The organism is Nocardioides sp. Root122 (genome assembly GCF_001425025.1).
Lineage (GTDB): Bacteria > Actinomycetota > Actinomycetes > Propionibacteriales > Nocardioidaceae > Nocardioides.
In genome coordinates, this window is sequence record NZ_LMDE01000015.1 from 90406 (window position 1) to 103837 (window position 13432).

The 13432-nt window shown below is 72.5% G+C and carries 11 protein-coding genes; 5 read left to right on the forward strand and 6 right to left on the reverse strand.

Annotated features, from left to right (window positions below):
- Positions 1 to 63: 63 nt before the first annotated feature.
- From ASC64_RS20030 to ASC64_RS20040, 3 genes are read right to left on the reverse strand one after another with little or no spacing between them, the layout of a single operon-like run.
- On the reverse strand, positions 64 to 1389 hold the full coding sequence (locus tag ASC64_RS20030) for a hypothetical protein (protein WP_056909317.1): 1326 nt from the start codon (positions 1387 to 1389) through the stop codon (positions 64 to 66).
- On the reverse strand, positions 1386 to 2315 hold the full coding sequence (locus ASC64_RS20035) for a hypothetical protein (RefSeq protein WP_056909318.1): 930 nt from the start codon (positions 2313 to 2315) through the stop codon (positions 1386 to 1388). Before ASC64_RS20035 ends, ASC64_RS20030 begins: the two co-directional genes overlap by 4 nt.
- A 1-nt stretch (position 2316) precedes the next feature.
- On the reverse strand, positions 2317 to 2736 hold the full coding sequence (locus ASC64_RS20040) for a hypothetical protein (protein WP_082550674.1): 420 nt from the start codon (positions 2734 to 2736) through the stop codon (positions 2317 to 2319).
- A gap of 219 nt (positions 2737 to 2955) precedes the next feature.
- On the opposite strand from ASC64_RS20040, the gene ASC64_RS20045 reads away from it, so the two are divergent.
- Positions 2956 to 4473, forward strand: coding sequence for a potassium/proton antiporter (locus tag ASC64_RS20045; RefSeq protein ID WP_056909319.1), 1518 nt, complete (start codon positions 2956 to 2958; stop codon positions 4471 to 4473).
- A 15-nt stretch (positions 4474 to 4488) separates the two neighbouring features.
- Here the strand turns inward: ASC64_RS20045 and ASC64_RS20050 are convergent, their stop codons facing one another.
- Both ASC64_RS20050 and ASC64_RS20055 read right to left on the reverse strand, forming a co-directional pair.
- The gene (locus tag ASC64_RS20050) at positions 4489 to 4992 is read right to left on the reverse strand and encodes a LytR C-terminal domain-containing protein (protein WP_056909320.1); all 504 of its coding nucleotides are present in this window, start codon (positions 4990 to 4992) and stop codon (positions 4489 to 4491) included.
- Positions 4989 to 5288 carry a type II toxin-antitoxin system VapB family antitoxin gene (locus ASC64_RS20055; protein WP_056909321.1) on the reverse strand — a complete coding sequence of 100 codons (300 nt, stop codon included), beginning with the start codon at positions 5286 to 5288 and terminating at the stop codon, positions 4989 to 4991. Before ASC64_RS20055 ends, ASC64_RS20050 begins: the two co-directional genes overlap by 4 nt.
- A gap of 69 nt (positions 5289 to 5357) precedes the next feature.
- On the opposite strand from ASC64_RS20055, the gene ASC64_RS20060 reads away from it, so the two are divergent.
- Positions 5358 to 6950 carry a helicase HerA-like domain-containing protein gene (locus tag ASC64_RS20060; RefSeq protein WP_056909322.1) on the forward strand — a complete coding sequence of 531 codons (1593 nt, stop codon included), beginning with the start codon at positions 5358 to 5360 and terminating at the stop codon, positions 6948 to 6950.
- Between the two features lie 62 nt (positions 6951 to 7012).
- On the opposite strand, the gene eccCa is transcribed toward ASC64_RS20060, so the two are convergent.
- Positions 7013 to 11017, reverse strand: coding sequence for a type VII secretion protein EccCa (gene eccCa, locus ASC64_RS20065; RefSeq protein ID WP_235563848.1), 4005 nt, complete (start codon positions 11015 to 11017; stop codon positions 7013 to 7015).
- A 120-nt stretch (positions 11018 to 11137) separates the two neighbouring features.
- On the opposite strand from eccCa, the gene ASC64_RS20070 reads away from it, so the two are divergent.
- The 3 genes from ASC64_RS20070 (at position 11138) to ASC64_RS20080 (ending at position 13292) form a co-directional block, all read left to right on the forward strand.
- On the forward strand, positions 11138 to 12517 hold the full coding sequence (locus ASC64_RS20070; RefSeq protein ID WP_056909324.1) for a hypothetical protein: 1380 nt from the start codon (positions 11138 to 11140) through the stop codon (positions 12515 to 12517).
- 138 nt (positions 12518 to 12655) lie between these two features.
- Complete coding sequence (locus tag ASC64_RS20075) at positions 12656 to 12967, forward strand: WXG100 family type VII secretion target (protein WP_056909325.1); 312 nt, start codon at positions 12656 to 12658, stop codon at positions 12965 to 12967.
- Between the two features lie 34 nt (positions 12968 to 13001).
- The gene (locus ASC64_RS20080; protein WP_056909326.1) at positions 13002 to 13292 is read left to right on the forward strand and encodes a WXG100 family type VII secretion target; all 291 of its coding nucleotides are present in this window, start codon (positions 13002 to 13004) and stop codon (positions 13290 to 13292) included.
- The last annotated feature ends 140 nt before the right edge of the window (positions 13293 to 13432 follow it).

The window sequence follows — 13432 nt, forward strand, 5'->3', positions numbered from 1 at the left end:
CCCCGGAGACGTCGTCTTCCCTCGGTGGTTGAGGTGCGAGCGCAGCGAGCCTCGAAACCCCTGTCAGCCGGCGAGGAAGCCGAGGTCGTGGAGGCGGGTGATCTCGGCGCGGACCTCGGGGTGCTCCGCGGTGTCGGCGGCGCGGGCGCCCTCGACGTAGACGTGGGTGCCCTCGGCCTCCCGGCCGTCGAAGACGACGGTCAGCCGGTTGGCGATCGAGGCGTTGATCAGCGAGCCGAGGAGGGCCACCGGGTCGGAGCGATCTTCCAGCGACAGGACGCGGGTGTCGCCCGGGATCCGCGGCACCTGCGCCGACGGAGCGCCGGCCGTGACGACCTGGTCGACGACGAAGCGCTCGGAGCGTGCGGTGGCCGCGATCTCTGCGGCGATGGCACCTCCGGCCGCGGAGCCCACGAGCATGACGCGGGCGTCGTCGTCGGTGACCGCCTGCTCGATGGCCCGCACGACCTGTCCGGCCGAGGTCGTCGGGTCGGCGCCGACGAGGCGGAGCCGGCCGTCGGCGTGGCCGAGGTTGCCGGGGAGGTAGGCGATGTAGCGGCCGGTGCCGACCCGCTGGACGCTGATCCTGCGGTCGTCCGCCAGCAGGTTGGCCATCAGCTCCTCGAGCGAGCGGGGCGGGTGGCCCTCGCCGGCGTCGGCCTCGGGCGTCGGGTGCTCGGCCTCGACGAACGAGCCGGCGGAGTCGCGGAACGCGGCGACGGCATCGGTCGGGAACGTCTCGACGCCGATCGCCCGCAGCCCGCCGCGGGCGGCCTGGGCTCCCTGGTCCTTGGTCAGCACGCCCGCGGTGAGCAGCGAGCGCATGTGCAGGCCGTCGAGGAGGCCGCCCCCACCCGAGAGGTGGTCCATCAGCTCGGGGTTGTTCTCGGCGAGCTCGTTGAGGTAGGCCGTGACCCCGTCGCGGTCCATCGCGTCGGTCTCGATGAGGCCGGCGCTGACGATCGCACCGCCGAGCGCCACCTCGGGGGCGAGGTAGCCGATCGCGCGCCCGGCGATCGAGCCGAGCGTCTTGTAGGCGGCCTGCTGGAGCTCGTCGATCCACCGGTAGGTCAGCACCGTCGCGCGTACGACGAGGGCGTCGGCATCGAGCTCCACCGAGCGGGTCAGCAGGCCGTGCTTGCCGGTGGTGGCCGCGCGGATGTCCTCCTCGGCCTGTCCCCACGTGGCCCGCGACAGCTCGCCGGAGTCGACCACGTCGTCGTCGGAGAGGATCTCCGACCCGAGCCGGGCGCGGGTGCGCATCTCGTTGCCCGAGGAGTCGAACAGGTCGGCCAGCGCGAGCATCTGGTCGTACTTGTCGGCCGCGACGGACGCCGAGGCCTCCTCGGGCGTCTCGCCCGGGCCGCGCGGGATGTCGAGGTTGCTCATGAGGTTGCCACCTGGGCCAGGACCGGGGCGAGCTCGGTCGCCAGGTCGTCGGGGTCGACGCGGACGACCGCCACCCGGGCGCCGTCGTCGTGGCGCGGGGTGAGGGAGTGCCAGCCGTCGCGGAGAAGCACCCAGGACACGACGCCGACCGCAGTCGTGGCGCGCTCGCCCACCTCGGCGGCGAGGATCCGGAGCCGGCCGCGGCTCTCGCTGTGAACGGCGGAGACCGCAGCGGCGGCCTCGGCGTCGCCCAGCGGGTCACCGTCGACGAGGACCGCACCGTCGGCCTGGCCGATCAGCACGGGGACGAGGTCGGAGCGACCCGAGTGGAGCGCCTCGCCGATCGCGTCGGCGAGGGCATAGGGGACGTCGAGCCGCGCCGGCACGTGGGACGTGCTGAGCGGCAGGTCCTCGGGGACCGCGGTCACCCGGGCGAGCTCCACCGTCCACTGGTCGGCGGGGAACCAGGCGAGCTCGAAGACGATGCCGTCGCACGTCGACAGGCTGGCCACTGCCCCGCCGCTGTGGCGGTGCCACGCCTTGACCTGCATGGAGCCGGCCGCGACGTCGATGTCGAGCGCGAGCCGCGGAGTGGCGAGCAACCCCACGGCCCCGACGACGCCGGGGTCGGCGCCGTCGTCGGTGAGCAGGCCACGGCGGCGCAGCGTGTCGTGCGGGTCGTGGAGCGTGCCGAGGGCGTCGGAGTACGCCGAGTCCTCGACGGAGCCGCGGCTCTGGCCGAGCCGCCCCGACAGGGAGCCCGCGCCGGGGGCGTCGGCGGTCGCGAGGTCGAACGGCAGCGGTGCCCCTCCGGCGAGCTCGGCGACCAGTCGCAGCTCGGGCAGGGTCAGCGCGAGACGCCGGGCCATGCCGTCGAGGAAGCTCGCCGGCGGTGCCGGGGGCGTGGTCAGGTCGATGGTCACCATGTCAGAGCCCCGGGAGGTCGACGGTCAGCCAGTCCTTGTGACCGGCCGGGGGAGGGTCGAACGCCAGCAGGGCGGCCTCGGCGCCGTCGGAACCGGCGTCGCCGGTCTCGCTGGCCCGGGTGCGGGCGTCCTCGACGAGGGAGGCGGCCTTGTGGGCCCGCACCTCGATGGCCTCCTTGAGCGAGTCGACCTCGGTGAGGTGCCTGGCGAGCGACTCGGCCGCGGTCTCGTGCTGCGCAGCCGCCGCGCGCAGGTGGTCGGCCCGCTCCTTGATGCGCTCGCGCATCGCCTCGGCGGCCTTGCCGTGCCACGGCACCGCCTCGGCCTGGGAGACCAGACGTGCGGCGAGGGCGCGGATGTCGCCGCCCTGCTCACGCAGCTGGGCAACGCGCTTGCGGCCCGCGGCGGTGTCGCCGTACATCGATCACACCCTCTCGTCGGCGGACCCCTACCCGCGGGGCGGTCCGTCCAAACGTGCTCCGGCGAACGATTCTGACGCACCGGACCGCCCGGGTCGACCCGCCCCGGGCGGCGGGCGGGCCCCGGCGTCGCGACCGTGGAATCCGCGTCCGAGGGGCAGGGCCCGACCGATAGGATCGCGGCACTGACCAGCCCGTCTCGCCGATGGCACGAGGATTGCATGACGTTCGACGTCCACCAGCTCGACGCGTTCGTGCTGGTCGGCGCGGTCGTGACGTTGGCGGCGATCCTCGCGGTCCGGGTCTCGGCGGGCGCGGGCCTGCCCTCACTGCTGATCTACCTCCTCATCGGGGTCCTGCTCGGTGAGGGCGGCCCCTTCGCCATCCCCTTCGACGACGCACAGCTCGCGCACGCGCTCGGCTTCGGTGCCCTCGCGATCATCCTGGCCGAGGGCGGCCTGACCACCGACTGGCGACAGATGCGCCCGAGCATCCGGCTCGGCGTCTCGCTGGCGACCCTCGGGGTCGCGGTGTCGGTCGCGGTGGTGGCGGTCGGCACCCACTACCTGCTCGGCCTCCCGTGGGAGCTGGCCATCCTCCTGGGCGCGGTCTGCTCACCGACCGACGCCGCCGCGGTGTTCTCGGTGCTGCGGGTCGTGCCGCTGCCCAAGCGGCTGACGGGTGCGCTCGAGGCGGAGTCCGGACTCAACGACGCGCCGACCGTCGTGCTCGTCGGCATCATCTCGACGGGCGCGATCGGCGGGGCGAGCCTGTTCGAGGTCGCCGGCACGATCGTCTTCGAGCTGGTCGCCGGTGGCCTCATCGGGGCCGCGGGCGGCTTCGCGGGCGGCTGGCTGATGCGACGCGTCGCGCTGCCTTCCTCGGGTCTCTACCCGCTGGCGGTGCTGTGCCTGGCCTTCACGGCGTACGGCGCCGCTGCCGCCGTGCACGCCTCGGGGTTCGCGGCCATCTACGTCGCCGCCCTGATCCTCGGCAACAGCGAGCTGCCGCACCGGGTCGCCACCAAGTCGTTCGCCGAGGGTGTCGCCTGGCTGGCGCAGATCGGGCTGTTCGTCATGCTCGGCCTGCTGCTGTCCCCGGGCCGGATCGACGTCGACACCGTGGTCGACGCACTGGTGACCGGTCTGGTGCTGACGTTCGTGGCCCGGCCCCTGTCGGTGTTCGCGAGCAGCGTCGTCCAGCGGATGGGGGCGCGCGACCTCTTCTTCATCTCCTGGGCCGGGCTGCGCGGCGCGGTGCCGATCGTGCTGGCGACCATCCCGCTCGCCGAGGGGGTCGAGGGCGCCGACCACCTCTTCGACATCGTCTTCGTGATGGTCGTGGTCTACACGCTGCTCACGGGCCCGACCCTGCCCAGGGTGGCCCGGCTGCTGCAGGTCTCCCTGCGGTCCGAGCCGCGCGGCCTCGACGTGGAGGCGGCCCCGCTCGAACGGGTCGCGGCCGACCTCCTCCAGGTGACCATCGCGCCCACGTCGAAGATGCACGGCGTCGAGGTCGGCGAGCTGCGGCTGCCCCAAGGAGCCTCGGTGTCGCTCGTGATCCGCTCGGGCGACGTCCTCGTCCCCGAGCGGCGTACGGTCCTGCGCTCGGGCGACGACCTCGTGGTCGTCACCCCGCGCAAGCTGCGCGAGGCGACGGAGTCGCGCCTGCGACAGGTGTCCCAGAACGGCCGGCTCGCCCAGTGGCTCGGCGACCCCTCGCGACGCGACGCCGACTGAGCCGGCGCCGGGGGCTCACTCCGAGCCGGTCGCCTTGCAGATCGTCGCGTCGGACTCGGCGACCACGGACTCGACCTGCTTCTTGCGCAGGGCCGTGAACTTCTCGCCGACCACCACGACGACCCCGACGCCGATCGGGTTCCCGGGGACGACCTCGGCACCCTTGAACTGCTTCTGGACCAGCTTGACCGCCGGGTTGGTGGGGTCGGAGCTCCAGATCTGCGTGGTGGCGGCCGGCTGTGGCGAGTCGGCGACGTCGCCGGCGACGAACCCGCGCTCCGCCAGCTGGGCGCTGGTCGAACCGGCCAGCCCGCTGCGGCCGCTGCCGTTGAAGACGCTGACCACGACCTGGTCGCGGCGCACCTCGCTGCCGGCGGTGATCGTCGCGTTCTCGCAGATCGGGACGGGCTCGTCCTTGGGGAACGGCTCGGTGAACGCCGCCCACCCCCAGAGGCTGGCCACGACGACGAGCAGCGCCAGGACGGCGAGGGTCAGCGCCGAGCGCAGGGCACCACTCATCGGTCGCCGGCCTGGTGCACCCGAGCGTGCAGCACGCTGCGCTGCTGCAGGGCGGCCCGCAGCGCACGGTGCAGCCCGTCCTCGAGGTAGAGGTCGCCGCGCCACTGCACGACGTGGGCGAAGAGGTCGCCGTAGAACGTGGAGTCCTCGTCGAGCAGCGCGTCGAGCTGCAGGGTGTCCTTGGTGGTCACCAGCTCGTCGAGCCGGACCTGGCGCGGGGGCAGCTCGGCCCATTCGCGGGAGGTGAGGCCGTGGTCGGGGTAGGGCCGGCCGACGCCCACCCGCTTGAAGATCACGCTGGGATCATAACGACGCCGTCGGAGGGACACCTCGTCGCCGACCGTCCCGCTGGCTAGTCTCCCCGTATGACCGAGACCCCTGAGGCACAGCCGGCGGCCAGCGACCCCATCTCCGAGGCGGTCGCGCCGGGCTACCGCTTCGAGGGGCCGGCGCTGGAGCTCGGCGGGCTGATGCTCGACGCCGAGCACCTCAGCGACGTCCACATCAAGATCCCGTTGGGCATGCTCAACCGGCACGGCCTGGTCGCCGGTGCCACCGGCACCGGCAAGACCAAGACCCTGCAGCTGCTCGCCGAGCAGCTCAGCGCGAACGGCGTGCCCGTCTTCGCCGCCGACATCAAGGGCGACCTGTCTGGCCTCAGCGTGCCCGGGCAGGCGAGCGACAAGCTCACCGCCCGTACGGCGAGCGTCGGCCAGACCTGGACGGCGACCGGCTTCCCGACGGAGTTCTACGCGATCGGCGGCCAGGGCACCGGCGTACCGGTGCGGGTGACGATGACGGCGTTCGGTCCGACGCTGCTCGCCAAGGTGCTCGGCCTCAACGAGACCCAGGAGTCGTCGCTGGGGCTGGTCTTCTACTACTGCGACCAGAACGGGCTGCCGCTCCTCGACCTGGCCGACCTGCGCGCGGTGCTGCAGTACCTCACCGGCGACGCGGCGGGGAAGGCCGAGCTCAAGGGCATCGGCGGCCTGTCGCCGCAGACCGCCGGCGTGATCCTGCGCGAGCTGATCTCCTTCGAGGCGCAGGGCGCCGACGTGTTCTTCGGCGAGCCGGAGTTCGAGACCAAGGACTTCCTGCGCACGACCGACGACGGCCGGGGAGTGATCAGCCTCCTGGAGCTGCCCAACCTGCAGGACCGGCCCGCGCTCTTCTCCACCTTCCTGATGTGGCTGCTCGCGGACCTCTTCCACGACCTCCCGGAGGAGGGCGACCTCGACAAGCCCAAGCTGGTGTTCTTCTTCGACGAGGCGCACCTGCTCTTCAACGACGCCTCCGACGCCTTCCTCGACCAGATCGCCCAGACGGTGCGGCTGATCCGCTCCAAGGGGGTGGGCGTCTTCTTCGTGACGCAGTCGCCGACCGACGTCCCCGACGAGGTCCTGGCCCAGCTCGGCTCGCGCGTCCAGCACCAGCTGCGCGCGCACACGCCCAACGACGCCAAGGCGCTCAAGGCGACCGTGAACACCTACCCCAACAGCGCGTACGACGACCTCGGCCAGGTCATCATGTCGCTCGGGATCGGCGAGGCCATCGTCACTGTCATGAACGAGCGCGGCGCCCCGACGCCCGTCGCGTGGACGCGCCTGCGGGCGCCCGAGTCGCTGATGGACGCCGCCGAGGCGGCGGACATGGAGGCGACCGTCGCGGCGTCCCCGCTGACGAAGAAGTACGCCGAGTCGCTCGACCGCGAGTCGGCCCGCGAGCTGCTGGCCAAGAAGCTCGAGGAGGGCGCCCGCAAGGCGGCCGAGGACGCGCGCGTCAAGGAGATGGCGCGCGAGCAGAAGAACGAGCGGGTCACGGAGAAGTCGCGGCAGAAGGCGGAGAAGAAGGAGGACTCGATGGTCGAGACCGTCGTGAAGTCCACCGCCTTCAAGGACTTCATGCGCACCGCCGCCCGCGAGATCGCCCGCGGCATGTTCAACTCCGGCCGGCGCTGAAGCGCCACTCGGATCGCCCCGCCGTCCTCACCCCGAGCACGCGCGAGCGGAGCGAGCGCCATCTACATCGTCGGGTCCAGCCAGGCCAGCTGGGCGGTCTCGGTGCCGCGGTCGCGGGTGACCACGCGCGCGCGGCCGGCGGGCGCGGGCTGCGGGCGCAGGTTGCCGATGAGCACGCCCTCGTCGCGCGGGCCCGAGAGCATCACGCCGGGCATGGCGAGGTCGCGCAGCGACTGGATGACCGGCTCGTAGAGCGCGCGCGAGGCGCCACCGGTGCGCCTGGCGACCACGACGTGGAGGCCCACGTCGCGGGCCTGCGCCATCAGCGGCTGGAGCGACGACACTGGTGAGGACTGCTGCGTGGCGACCAGGTCGTAGTCGTCGACCACCACGAACACCTCCGCGCCGGTCCACCACGACCGGTTGCGCAGCTGGTCGGGCGTCACGTCCGGGCCCGGGATGCGGCCCTCGAGGTAGGTCGCGATGTCCTTCAGCGTGGGGGTCGCCTGCGTCGCCGACGTCAGGTAGTTGAGGAGGTACTCGTCGGGCACCTCGCCGAGCAGCGAGCGCCGGTAGTCGACGAGGACGATCTGCGCCTCCTTCGGCGTGCGGGTGCGCATGATCTCGTGGACGTAGGCCCGCAGCAGCGCGCTCTTGCCCGACTGCCCGTCGCCGAAGACCAGCATGTGCGGCTCGGCGTCGACGTCGAGGCCGATCGGCGCGAGCTCCTTCTCGTTGATGCCGAGCAGGATCCGCTTCTCCGGCAGCTGCCGGCGCACGGCGTCCTCGCGGATCGCCTCGAGCGTGACCTGCTCGGGCAGGAGGCGGAGCTTGGGTCCCTGCGGGCCCTTCCACGCCGCGACCACCCGGTCGAGCAGGTCGTCGACGCCGTCACCGAGCGTGTCGGCGTTGCCGTCACCGTCGATGCGGGGCAGGGCACCGAGGAAGTGCAGCTTGGAGGGAACCAGGCCGCGACCGGGACGGCCGACCGGCACGAGCGCGGCGACCTTGCGGTCGACCTCGGAGTCGAGCGGGTCGCCGAGGCGGAGCTCGAGCTTGGACCCGAAGACGTCACGCATCGCCGCGCGGAAGTCGGCCCAGCGCGTCGAGGCGGTGACGATGTGGAGGCCGAAGGTCAGGCCGCGTGCGGCGAGCTGCTGGATCTCCATCTCGAGGTCGTCGAACTCCGCGCGCAGCGTGCTCCAGCCGTCGATGACGAGGAACACGTCGCCCCACCCGTCGTCGGCGCGACCCTGGGCGCGACGCGTGCGGTAGGTCTCGATCGAGTCGATGCCGTTCTCGCGGAAGTAGGCCTCGCGGCGGTCGACGATGCCCTCGACCTCCGCCATCACGCGGCGTACGACGTCGGGCTCGGAGCGCGTCGCGACACCCGAGACGTGCGGCAGCCGCGTCATCGGGGCGAAGGCGCCGCCGCCGAAGTCGAGCACGAAGAACTGCGACTCCAGCGGGGTCGTCACCAGCGCCATGCTCGTCACGATGCTGCGCAGCAGGGTGCTCTTGCCGGAGCGCGGGCCACCGACGACGGCGACGTGGCCGGCCGCGCCCGTGAGGTTGAGCGTCATCGTGTCGCGGCGCTGCTCGCGCGGCCGGTCGACGGTGCCGAGCGGGATCACCAGGCCGGGCACGTTGCGCCACTGCGGCGAGGTGAGGCCGAGGTCGGGGTGCTCGGCGAGGTCGGGCATGAGCTCGTCGAGGGTGTCGGGCACGTCGAGCGGCGGCAGCCAGACCTGGTGCGCCTCGGGGCCCTTGCCGATCATCCGCTGCACGGCGATGTCGAGCAGCGAGGGCTGCTCGCCCTGCTGCTGCGGCTGCGGCGTCGCGACCTCGGCACTGTCGTCGGTGACCGTCTCGAGCGACTGCACCTCCGAGATGGTGAACGGCAGGATGCCGCGGATCGCGCCGCCCTCGTCGCGGGTGACGCGGGCGCGGCTCGACGGGGGGCCGGAGACGTACGCCGCCTTGAAGCGCAGCAGCGTCGACTGGTCGGGCTTGAGGTAGCCCAGGCCGGGGACAGCAGGCAGCTCGTAGGCGTCCGGCACGCCGAGCACGGCGCGGGACTCGCCGGCCGAGAAGGTGCGGAGGCCGACGCGGTAGGACAGGTGCGACTCCAGGCCGCGCAGGCGGCCCTCCTCCAGGCGCTGCGAGGCGAGCAGGAGGTGCAGGCCGAGGGAGCGGCCGAGGCGGCCGATGGCGACGAAGAGGTCGATGAACTCGGGCTTGGCCGAGAGCATCTCGGAGAACTCGTCGACGACGATGAACAGCGACGGCATCGGCTCGAGCGGCTCACCGTTGGCGCGGGCCTTCTCGTAGTCACGGACCGACGCGTAGTTGCCGGCGTCGCGCAGCAGCTCCTGGCGTCGCGTCATCTCGCCGGAGAGCGCGTCCTGCATGCGGTCGACGAGGGTGAGCTCGTTGGCGAGGTTGGTGATGACCGCCGACACGTGCGGCATGTCGGCCATGCCGGCGAACGTCGCACCACCCTTGAAGTCGACGAGCACGAGGTTGAGCTGCTCGGAGGAGTGGGTCATCGTCAGGCCGAGCACCAGCGTCCGCAGGAACTCCGACTTGCCGGAACCGGTCGCGCCGATCACCAGGCCGTGGGGGCCCATGCCCTGCTGGGCGGACTCTTTGATGTCGAGGTGGATCAGGCCGCCGGAGTCGCCGATGCCGATCGGCACGCGCAGCCGGTCGCGGGCCGGGCGCGGGCGCCAGGCCGTGCCCGGGTCGTAGGCGAAGATGTCGCCGAGGCCGAGCAGGTCCATGTGGTCGGGCGTCGTCGAGGTGATGTCGACCGTGCCGCCGGCGGAGGACGCCTCGGCGCTCGCGGTCTTCAGCGGCGCGATGCGACGGGCGTACGCCTCGGCGGTCGCGATGTCGCACTGGTCGGCCAGCGCCTTGACGGGCTCGCCGCGCAGCCGAAGCGCGCGGACCGGGCGCTTGCCGAGCTCGTCGGGCCCGTCGACGAACTCCAGCCGCAGGCGGGTGGAGTCCTCGAGCTCGTCCCAGCGGGCCGGGAGGTCGAGCAGTGTCACGCCGTGCAGGCCGTCGGGCGGCACGATGTGGTTGCCGGGCGGCAGGTGCCCGCCATCGATCACCAGCAGGATGTGCGGGGTCGCAGGGCGCTCGTCGGCGCCGAAGCGCGGCCGGTCGCTGAGGTCGGGCGGGAGCAGGTTGCCCAGGTCGTCGAGCGAGGTGGCGACCATGCGCATCGGGCCGACCGCGTCCGCCTCGCGGGCGCTCTGGGCGTGGGGGAGCCACTTGACCCAGTCCCAGTGGGTGAGGTTCTGCTCCGAGCTGAGCACCGCGACGATCAGCTGGTCGGGGTTCTGGAAGGCCGTGGCCGAGCAGATCATCGCCCGCGCGGTCGAGCGCACCTCCTCAGCGTCGCCGCACAGCTCGATGCGGTCGAAGGCGCGCAGGTCGATCGATGCCGGCAGGTTCGGCTGGAGGCGGTGCACCACGAGCAGCCGGTGCAGCGCGGACGCGGCCGCCGGGTCGACCTGGTCGACCGGCGCGCTCTCCGGCGGCACGAGCTCCAGCGACAGCGGCTGCGAGCACAGGCCGTAGCGGACGTGGAGGAAGTTGTCGTCGGAGGCGGCGTGCTCCCACAGGCGGGTGCGGTCCTCGGCGAGCGCGGGCAGCGCCGAGGGCTCGGGGTGGTGCCAGTTCAGCGCCCGTCGCTGCTGGTCGGCGGCCTCGCGGGCGACCTTGCGGATGTTGCTGAGGTAGCGGAGGTACTCGGTGCGCGAGCCGGTGACCTGCTGGGCGCGCTGCTTCCGTTGGCGGTCGATCTGCACGACGATGAAGCCGAGGGTGGCGAAGAGGAACATGCCGGCCGCGAGGAAGCTGCGACCGCGGTTGGACCCGCCGCCCATCGTGGCCACGAGCACGATCGAGCCGAGGCTGCCCAGCATCGGGATGGCGTTCATCAGCACGCCGCCGGCGCCCTCGCCCTCCTGGAGCTCCGGCGGAGGCTGCAGGACGATCTGCCCACCCGGCATCTCGGGTTCGTCGAGCCGCTGCCCGCCCCGCAGTGTCGTGCTCACGCATCCCCCGTTGCCTCGCCCGATGAAGTCGCGATGATGATAGGTGCGCTCCCGTGAGGTCGCACCTGCGACTACTCTCCAGCGGAGAAAGCGCCCGCCCGGTGCACGAAGGGGGAATCCGTGTCGGACGTCGCGATGCCCAGCCCCGCTGGCGCGACCATCGCCGTGAGCGTGCACGGCCCTGCCGGCGTGCTCGACCTCGTCGTGCCGACCGGCGCCACGTCCGTCGACGTCGCCCGCGAGTACGCCAAGCAGGCCGCGGACGTCGGCGAGGCCGTCGCGATCCCGCTGCTGCAGACCGCGCTGGGCGAGCGCCTCAGCGCGGCCGTCCCGCTGGGAGAGGCCGGCATCCAGGCCGGCGACGTCCTGGTGGCGACGTCGGGCGTCCACCGCCCCCGCAAGCAGACGCTGCGCGAGGCCGCCAAGAACGCCCCCGAGAGCCCGGCGCTCGCCTCCATGATCGCCACGGTCGCCGCGCTCGTCGCCGTCCTCGCCGGGTGGTACGCCGCTCGCGCGGGCGAGGACACGGTCCGCACCGTTGCGGTCGGGGTGCTGCTCGCGTGTGCACTCGTCGGCGTGCTGCCGGTGGGGCGGCACGCCCGCCAGCGGGCCGCAGCCGCACCCGCCTTCGCCGCCGCGGCCGCCTTCGCCGCGGTCTACGAGCCCGGCGCGCACCTGCTCCCGGCGATCCTGGGCTCCGCCGCGATCGCCGCTGCGGTCGTCGCCGGCATCGGCCGCGCGCTGTCCCCGGGCGCCGACGAGGTCAGCACCGTGTGGATCGTGAGCGGCCTGACCGTCTTCACGTGCTGCGCGCTGACCGCGCTGCTGGGGTGGGACGCGCGGGTCTCGTGGACCCTCCTGGTGTTCTTGTCGATGATGGCCGCCCGGTTCGCGCCGTCGCTCGCCGTCGACGTTCCCGACGAGGCCCTCCTCGACCTCGACCGGCTCGCGGTCACGGCCTGGTCCGCGCGCGACAGCCACCGTCGCGGCCGCCGGGGCCGGATCGTCGTCGCCGCCGATGCGATGGAGCGCCTCGTGCACCGGGCCTCGCGCCTCGTCACCGGGGCCGCCGTGGCGATCCTGGTGACGGTCGTGGTCGCCAGCCCGCTCCTCCTGCACGCGGCCCGGATCGACCTCGACCGCATCGGGGCCCGCTGCCTGGTCCTCTTCGCCGGCTGCTCGCTGCTCCTCGCCGCCCGCTCCTACCGCCACGCCGCGGCCCGCGCGCTGCTGCGTCTCGCCGGCCTCGGTGCGCTCACCGCGCTGGCCGTGCACCTCGTCGCCGGCCCGGGTGCGGGGCACCTCGACACCTTCTTCTATGCCGTCGTCGGCCTCGGGGTCGTCGCGCTGGGCGCGGCGGTGGCCACCGGTCGTGGGTGGCGCTCGGTCTGGTGGGCCCGCCGGGCGGAGGTCGCGGAGTCGATGTGCGGCAGCTTCGCCTTCGCCTCGGCCGTGGTCGCGGCCGGGCTCTTCCGCAGGTTGTGGGAATTGACCTCGTGAGGTTTAGCCCCGGATCGCCCGGGTAGATGCCACGTCAGCACGGGGGGTCGGGACGTCTCCCCGAGCACCGGATCACCATCCAGCACCACCACATCGAGTAACTCGGTCGGTTCGGCCGCCGAGGGAGAAGGATCTTTCATGAGCGACATGTACGGCCAGACAGAGAAGGCCCTCTCCAAGGGCGCCGACTTCGTCGACCAGGCCCGCGGTGACGTCAAGAACAAGTGCGGCGTCCTCTCCGGCAACATCCAGACGATGATGGGTGGATGGGGCGGCCAGGGTGCCACCGCGTTCAACAACCTCATGATCGCGTGGAACGAGAAGCAGGAGACCATCCTCAAGGCCCTCGACCAGCTCTCGGCCTCGATGAAGGAGACGGAGCGCGACAACGTCTCGACCGACGAGAACCAGTCCGCCACCCACGCCAACCTCCAGGGCCGTCTCGGCTGACGCCGACACCTGACTTCAGATCTAGGAGATCGACATGACTTTCGACGGAATCAAGGTCCAGCACGGCCACCTCGACGCCGGTGCGGCCGACGTGATGAAGGCCGCCAAGGACATCGAGGCCCGCCTCGACCAGCTCGAGAACGAGCTCAACCCCCTCAAGTCGGACTGGAACGGTAACGCCAAGATGGCCTACGACCAGGCCAAGGCGAAGTGGGACCAGGCCATGTCCGAGATGACCCTGCTGCTCCAGCAGGCCAGCCAGGGTGTCGACGCGTCCAACGCCGAGTACAAGGCTGCCGACGCTCGCGGTGCCAACCGCTTCTGAGCGCAACACCGGCTCTTCGAGGCCGGTCGTCCCTCCGGGGACGGCCGGCCTCGGCCGTGTCCGGGGTCGCTCCGCGTCCGCGGACCGGCTCGACGTCGCCTAGGCTGCACCCGTTCGTCGACCGGGCTGCCCGGGCCGGC

Coding starts and splice junctions, on each gene's coding strand:
- ASC64_RS20045 (WP_056909319.1), top strand. CDS start 2,956: ATGACGTTCGACGTCCACCAGCTCGACGCGTTCGTGCTGGTCGGCGCG.
- ASC64_RS20080 (WP_056909326.1), top strand. CDS start 13,002: ATGACTTTCGACGGAATCAAGGTCCAGCACGGCCACCTCGACGCCGGT.
- ASC64_RS20040 (WP_082550674.1), bottom strand. CDS start 2,736: ATGTACGGCGACACCGCCGCGGGCCGCAAGCGCGTTGCCCAGCTGCGT.
- ASC64_RS20050 (WP_056909320.1), bottom strand. CDS start 4,992: ATGAGTGGTGCCCTGCGCTCGGCGCTGACCCTCGCCGTCCTGGCGCTG.
- ASC64_RS20030 (WP_056909317.1), bottom strand. CDS start 1,389: ATGAGCAACCTCGACATCCCGCGCGGCCCGGGCGAGACGCCCGAGGAG.
- ASC64_RS20075 (WP_056909325.1), top strand. CDS start 12,656: ATGAGCGACATGTACGGCCAGACAGAGAAGGCCCTCTCCAAGGGCGCC.
- ASC64_RS20060 (WP_056909322.1), top strand. CDS start 5,358: ATGACCGAGACCCCTGAGGCACAGCCGGCGGCCAGCGACCCCATCTCC.
- ASC64_RS20035 (WP_056909318.1), bottom strand. CDS start 2,315: ATGGTGACCATCGACCTGACCACGCCCCCGGCACCGCCGGCGAGCTTC.